The organism is bacterium (assembly GCA_037131655.1).
Classification (GTDB): domain Bacteria; phylum Armatimonadota; class Fimbriimonadia; order Fimbriimonadales; family JBAXQP01; genus JBAXQP01.
This window is the reverse complement of the sequence record JBAXQP010000188.1, coordinates 1-5,396: the sequence shown is the minus strand read 5'-3', so window position 1 is coordinate 5,396 and position 5,396 is coordinate 1. Positions and strand designations below refer to the sequence as shown.

Annotated in this window: 9 protein-coding genes; 5 read left to right on the top strand and 4 right to left on the bottom strand. The window is 47.0% G+C overall.

Annotated features, from left to right (window positions below):
* Positions 1-26: 26 nt before the first annotated feature.
* Positions 27-524, bottom strand: coding sequence for a DMT family transporter (locus WCO51_09215; protein MEI6513439.1), 498 nt, complete (start codon positions 522-524; stop codon positions 27-29).
* Between the two features lie 166 nt (positions 525-690).
* Here WCO51_09215 and WCO51_09210 point away from each other — a divergent pair, with 166 nt between their 5' ends.
* Positions 691-1,551, top strand: coding sequence for an undecaprenyl-diphosphate phosphatase (locus WCO51_09210; GenBank protein MEI6513438.1), 861 nt, complete (start codon positions 691-693; stop codon positions 1,549-1,551).
* Positions 1,552-1,558: 7 nt separating this feature from the next.
* On the opposite strand, the gene WCO51_09205 is transcribed toward WCO51_09210, so the two are convergent.
* The 3 genes from WCO51_09205 to WCO51_09195 all read right to left on the bottom strand — a co-directional run bounded on the left by WCO51_09205 (position 1,559) and on the right by WCO51_09195 (position 3,203).
* Positions 1,559-1,966, bottom strand: a complete 408-nt coding sequence (locus WCO51_09205; GenBank protein ID MEI6513437.1) for an arsenate reductase ArsC — start codon at positions 1,964-1,966, stop codon at positions 1,559-1,561.
* Positions 1,953-2,633 (bottom strand): MIP/aquaporin family protein, encoded by a 681-nt coding sequence (locus tag WCO51_09200; protein ID MEI6513436.1) that lies wholly within the window; start codon positions 2,631-2,633, stop codon positions 1,953-1,955. The genes WCO51_09205 and WCO51_09200 overlap by 14 nt, the downstream gene beginning before the upstream one ends.
* 63 nt (positions 2,634-2,696) lie before the next feature.
* Positions 2,697-3,203: a TetR/AcrR family transcriptional regulator gene (locus tag WCO51_09195; protein MEI6513435.1), complete on the bottom strand. Its 507-nt coding sequence runs from the start codon at positions 3,201-3,203 to the stop codon at positions 2,697-2,699.
* A gap of 37 nt (positions 3,204-3,240) precedes the next feature.
* Between WCO51_09195 and WCO51_09190 the strand changes: the two genes are divergently transcribed.
* The 4 genes from WCO51_09190 to WCO51_09175 all read left to right on the top strand — a co-directional run.
* Positions 3,241-3,639: a DUF4260 domain-containing protein gene (locus WCO51_09190; protein ID MEI6513434.1), complete on the top strand. Its 399-nt coding sequence runs from the start codon at positions 3,241-3,243 to the stop codon at positions 3,637-3,639.
* A gap of 62 nt (positions 3,640-3,701) precedes the next feature.
* On the top strand, positions 3,702-4,415 hold the full coding sequence (locus tag WCO51_09185) for a polyprenol monophosphomannose synthase (protein MEI6513433.1): 714 nt from the start codon (positions 3,702-3,704) through the stop codon (positions 4,413-4,415).
* A gap of 71 nt (positions 4,416-4,486) precedes the next feature.
* Positions 4,487-5,065, top strand: a complete 579-nt coding sequence (locus WCO51_09180; protein MEI6513432.1) for a YdeI/OmpD-associated family protein — start codon at positions 4,487-4,489, stop codon at positions 5,063-5,065.
* A 68-nt stretch (positions 5,066-5,133) separates the two neighbouring features.
* A partial coding sequence (locus WCO51_09175; protein MEI6513431.1) for a hypothetical protein occupies positions 5,134-5,396 on the top strand: 263 nt, incomplete at its 3' end.

Below are 5,396 nucleotides of genomic sequence, written 5' to 3'. Positions count from 1 at the left end.
AATGATGCGCCTTCTACATAGCAGTATTACGAAGCAAGTACCGCGCCAAATATGAGTAAATCAGCAATGAGATCGGAATTGGATGCTCCACCACGACCTATGGCGAAAGCGATGAGCAGGAAAGTTCCTAAACCTGAAGCAATCCAAAATGAAACACCAACTGGCTTTTTATTTTTCATGACGGAAATAATCGCTGTAACAAGAGGCATTACCGCGGCGATAACGGAGACATGTGCGGAGGTAGTTCTTTGTAGCGCCAGCGCAATGAGAATTGGCCATCCGAAAACTGCACCTACGGTGGTATATGCCATAGGTTTCCAGAGTCGCCTCGGAAGGGGAGGCACCTTCGCCTTAATCATCAATGGAATAGCAAGCGTGGAAGCAATGATCGGTCTAGCAAAGGCCGTAAACAAAGGGTCAAAACTCTTTAGAGCCATTTTGGTAAATGGCAATGAAAGAGAAAAGAGAAAAATACCAAAAGATGCAAAGAAAAGACCGCTCTTTTGCTTTTGGCTAAATGGCACTTGGTAACGATACGTTGTCCGGGGTCAATTCGCGAGGTGCCTTCATTTCAACCGCAGGACGCTGGTTTCACGCTTGATCTCGTTGAAATTTCAGACTCATTAGCTGCTTCGCCTTACGGTTTTGATGATATCCAAGGCGCGAATGTTAGAGTTACATTTCTCGTAAATGGTTGTGGAAACGGTGGACTCATTGTTTGAATCGGTGTTGTTAGGAATCTTGCAAGGTCTCACGGAGTTTCTTCCTATCTCTTCGAGTGCTCACATCCGGATTGCCGGGGAGTTTTTTAGTAAGGCGCATGATCCTGGGGCTCGATTCACCGCAATAACGCAAATCGGGACTGAACTTGCTGTGCTGATCTTTTTTCGGAATGACATCAAGGAAATCATTCTTGCCTGGATTCGCCAAGTCGTTCTTCGTAAAACGCTTTCTCTTGAGGAGCGCGCTCATGCTCGTATGGGTTCGCTAATTATTCTCGGCAGCGTTCCGATCGTTATTCTGGGTTACGTCGGACAAGATTTCATCACAAATAACCTTCGCTCACTCTGGCTGATCGCTTCGACGATGATTGTTTTTGGAATTGTTCTTGGGGTCGCCGATAAGTACGGCAAAAAAGTGAAAACACTAGATGATCTCAGCGCGCCACACGGAATTCTTTACGGTCTCGCCCAATCAATGGCGCTTCTTCCAGGGGTCTCACGGTCGGGTGCAACAATTGCAATGGGCCGCTACCTTGGGTACACGAGAGAGGCCGCACTTCGATACTCGTTTCTTCTAGCCCTACCAGCAGTATTTGGAAGTGGGCTTTTCGAATTGAAGAAGGCGATCGGTGACAAGGCAAGCACAAATGTGTTTTCTCTTTCTGAGACTTTGGTAGCGACGGTTATTGCCTTCATTATTGGGTACGCAGTAATTGCCTGGCTACTGAAATACGTTATGACGAAGAGTTTTATGCCCTTCATCATTTATAGAATCGCCGTGGGAACAATCGTTCTAGGTCTTTTGGCCGGAGGAGTAATAAATCCCTAAGGCAGACTTACCCTTCGAATAATTCTGAAAGTAATTGCTCAACTCGCATCTTGATATCGTCGCGAACCTTCCTTACGAAAACAATGTCCTGGCCGGCTGGATCTTCGAGGACCCAGTCTTCGTAGCGCTTACCTGGATAAAATGGGCATGCATCCCCGCACCCCATAGTTACGACCGCATCAGCTTCCATTACCGCTTCATTGGTTAATACCTTGGGCTGATGTCCAGCGATATCAATACCTACTTCAGCCATTGCCTGCACAGCAAATGGGTTGATCGAGTCTTTAGGCATCGAGCCGGCGGAAAGTACTTCGACGCGATCTCCTGCGAGTTCTCGCATGAAACCGGCGGCCATTTGCGATCGACCTGCATTGTGGACGCATACGAAAAGTACGGTGGGCTTATTTTGACTCATGGTCAGCTCCTACGACTGTTGGCTTTGAGAAGTACATGCCACCAATTGTTCCGAGTGCGGCACCGACGACTTGGGCCACAATAAACATGGGCACGGACTTAAACGCTATTCCTGAAAATGTATCCGAGAAGGCTCTGCCTAAAGTGACGGCAGGATTAGCAAAAGATGTCGAGGAAGTGAAGAAATAGGCACTTCCAATCCACGTAGCGAGCACTATCGGAGCCATACTCATTCGATTCTGGCCACGAAGCATCTGTATAAGAAAGAGGAGCCCAGCTGTGGCAACGACCTCTCCAAGCCAGAGATTGGATCCAGTTCGAATGTGGTGAGAAAGATAAATCGCAGGATGCTTGAACATGAGATTGGCCAGCATTGCGCCAAAAATTCCACCGGCGCTCTGAGCAAGTACGTAAGCCAGCAGATCTAGATTCCCAAGGCGTTTTTGGGTCCATTCGCTTAAAGAGACCGCGGGATTAAAGTGGGCGCCACTAATAGGACTAAGCACCCAAATAAGAATTCCTAGAGCAAGCACAGTAGAAATTGCATTGATGAGAAGATTCACTCCTCTGTCGCTGCTCAAGTTGGTAGCCATATTTCCTGAACCTACAACCACGGCAACGAGCGTGCCGGTACCTAGAAATTCAGCGGCATATTTTCGCAAATCCATATCTTGATTTCCTCAAACTTTCTTAAACGATATTTGGACAGAAGGATTTTGCGCGAATAATTCTCAGCCGACCATCTCGATAGCGCGTTTCCACGTTTTATCTAGATCCGCATTTTCTGGAAATCGTTTCATTTTCTCTAAGTCTATTAGACCGTGCATGAGAGCCCAGACGGCTCGAGCATGATCATGATCCTTTCCGGTGATTTGAATAATCATTTGAGTAACGCCTTCCTCTAGCCCCAGGGGGAGTCGATCTCTTAAAAGTGGAATTCTGAAAGTTACTTCATAAAGGTGTGGGTTTTCTCTCGCCCATTTACGGTAGGCAAGCGCTTTGGCTTTTTTGCTCTTTGGGGCTTTGCGTAGAGTTTCGCCAAATTCTTGAATACCCCACGCCTGGATTTGGGCCAGAATCTCATCTCGCCCTTCTACATGTTTATAGAGGCTTGGAGCTTTCATGTGTAGTCGCTCAGCCAAATTCCGCATGCTCAGCCCCTGAAGGCCCTTTTCCTCGAGCAACCGAAGGGCTTCCTCGAAGATTCGCGCCTGATTTGGGCCGTAGGTGTTAGCCATAATAGGTTTAGGCTAACACCGTTAGCAAGGAGCTGCAATGTATGTAAACCAAAAACCAAAACTATGGTTACGCCTTGATGGTTTAGTGCTTTTTATTGCCACGATTGTTTTATTTGCAAGCCAACATCAACGTTGGTGGCTCTACCCGGTTCTTCTTTTCCTTCCGGATATCTTCATGCTTGGCTATATCAAAGACACAAAGGTTGGCGCCTTCTTCTACAACCTTGGGCATTCTTATTTGCTACCAACGATCGTCGTTCTCGCAGGCTGGCAAAGTCGCGGGCCGCTCATCATCGCCGTCGGCGGTATTTGGCTGGGACACATCGGTTGGGATCGCCTCCTTGGATATGGACTTAAATATGACTCACATTTCCAACACACACATCTTGGACTGATAGGCAAGAAAGCCCAGGATTCCTTAGTGCTGGGAAAATGAAATCTCACGTAGACTTTATTTCTCATTCATGATTTCCCCAGCGACAGAGCGGACTAATTGCGTTGAGACTCAGTAAGAACGTCGTGGTAATCCCGACGCTTAATGAGGCAGAAAATATTAAGGAACTAATTCCGAAATTGCTTCCGCTCGATCTGGATATTTTGATAGTCGATGATTCTTCGGCTGATGGAACCGCAGAGGTGGCTCGAAGTTTTGACAAAGATGGGGCGCGAATAGCCATTCTTTCTCGACCGTCGAAATTGGGGCTGGGAAGTGCCTATATCCAAGGCTTTAGACGCTCTCTTTCTTTAGGGTACGAGAACTTAATTCAGATGGATGCCGATGGTTCACATCGAGTCCAGGATCTTCAACTGTTATTGAAGGAAATTGGCAAATCGGATGAAAATGATTTGGTGATTGGGTCTCGATGGATCCCTGGGGGAAAGATTGAGAATTGGTCCAGACATCGCGAGGTACTTTCAAGAATCGCGAACCTTTACTCGAAGAGGGTTTTATCTACTGCCGTTAACGACATGACCGCCGGATTTCGGATTTATCGAGCCGAACTTCTCAGGAGGATGGATCTGGATGGCATCGAATCTCAAGGTTATAGCTTTCAAATCGAGATGACTCGTGAGGCGCTTCGGGTTGGAGCGGTCATCAAGGAAGTACCAATCACCTTTGTTGAGCGAACAATTGGGACGAGCAAAATGAGCTTCCAAATCGTTCTGGAGGCAATCTTTAAGGTTACAAAATGGGGACTCTCTAGAAAGTAAATTCTATTCTTGGCAGGAAATTGATGATTTCCGTACTGACATCAATCCTGGGAATCTCTAAGATATTGGGCATGAATCGAAAGGTTGATGTTTTCCTTAGCCACGAGAGCGTATGGAAGAAAGAATACGTGGCCCTCAGGTCGATTGCATTGGCATCGGGGCTTACGGAAGAGCTTAAGTGGGGCCAACCTTGCTACACGCTCGAGAATAAGAATGTCTTTTTGCTTCATGTCTTCAAGGGCTACTGCGCCATTCTCTTTCTTAAAGGCGCGCTCTTGAAGGATGCTAAAGGGCTTCTTGTCCAGCAAACCCCCAATGTCCAAGCCGGTCGACAATTGAGGTTTACTGACGTAAAAGAAATTATCAAGTCGGAGAAGATTATTAAGCAATACATCTCGGAAGCGATTGCCATCGAATCCGCTGGCATGGAAGTTAAAATGACGAAGGCGGTGGGTTTCGAGATTCCGAAGGACATTCAGGCGCAGTTGAAGAAAACTCCGGGCTTGATGACATCTTTTAAGAAATTGACGCCAGGGCGACAACGCGGCTATGTACTTTATTTTTCTGCTGCCAAGCAAGAAAAGACTAGAGATTCCAGAATTGAGAAATGCGCCCCAAGAATTCTGGATGGTAAAGGGCTCAACGATTAGCGAAAGACGGAGAAACACACCTGCTAGCACCCTAGAGGACTTAGTTATCGTTACTAGATGATTGAACTATGAAAACAGCCAATACAAATAACTCATTGAGGCCACTCAGATTTATGGGGCGTCGGTTCCGCGAACTTATCTACATGCTGTCCAGTTTCCCCGTACTCCTCGCCCTTTTCGTGATCGTGACGGCTGCATTGTCCACGGGGGCATTTATCCCATTGGCCATCATTGTCATACTTGCCCTGTTGGCGGCCATGGAATTCATGGCCCGATTTGAAATCGGTCGCACGAATCTCCTTTTGAGGACCGAACTGTCAATGTCCAAAAA

Coding starts and splice junctions, on each gene's coding strand:
- WCO51_09180 (MEI6513432.1), top strand. CDS start 4,487: ATGAATCGAAAGGTTGATGTTTTCCTTAGCCACGAGAGCGTATGGAAG.
- WCO51_09190 (MEI6513434.1), top strand. CDS start 3,241: ATGTATGTAAACCAAAAACCAAAACTATGGTTACGCCTTGATGGTTTA.
- WCO51_09200 (MEI6513436.1), bottom strand. CDS start 2,633: ATGGATTTGCGAAAATATGCCGCTGAATTTCTAGGTACCGGCACGCTC.
- WCO51_09195 (MEI6513435.1), bottom strand. CDS start 3,203: ATGGCTAACACCTACGGCCCAAATCAGGCGCGAATCTTCGAGGAAGCC.
- WCO51_09210 (MEI6513438.1), top strand. CDS start 691: ATGGTTGTGGAAACGGTGGACTCATTGTTTGAATCGGTGTTGTTAGGA.
- WCO51_09205 (MEI6513437.1), bottom strand. CDS start 1,966: ATGAGTCAAAATAAGCCCACCGTACTTTTCGTATGCGTCCACAATGCA.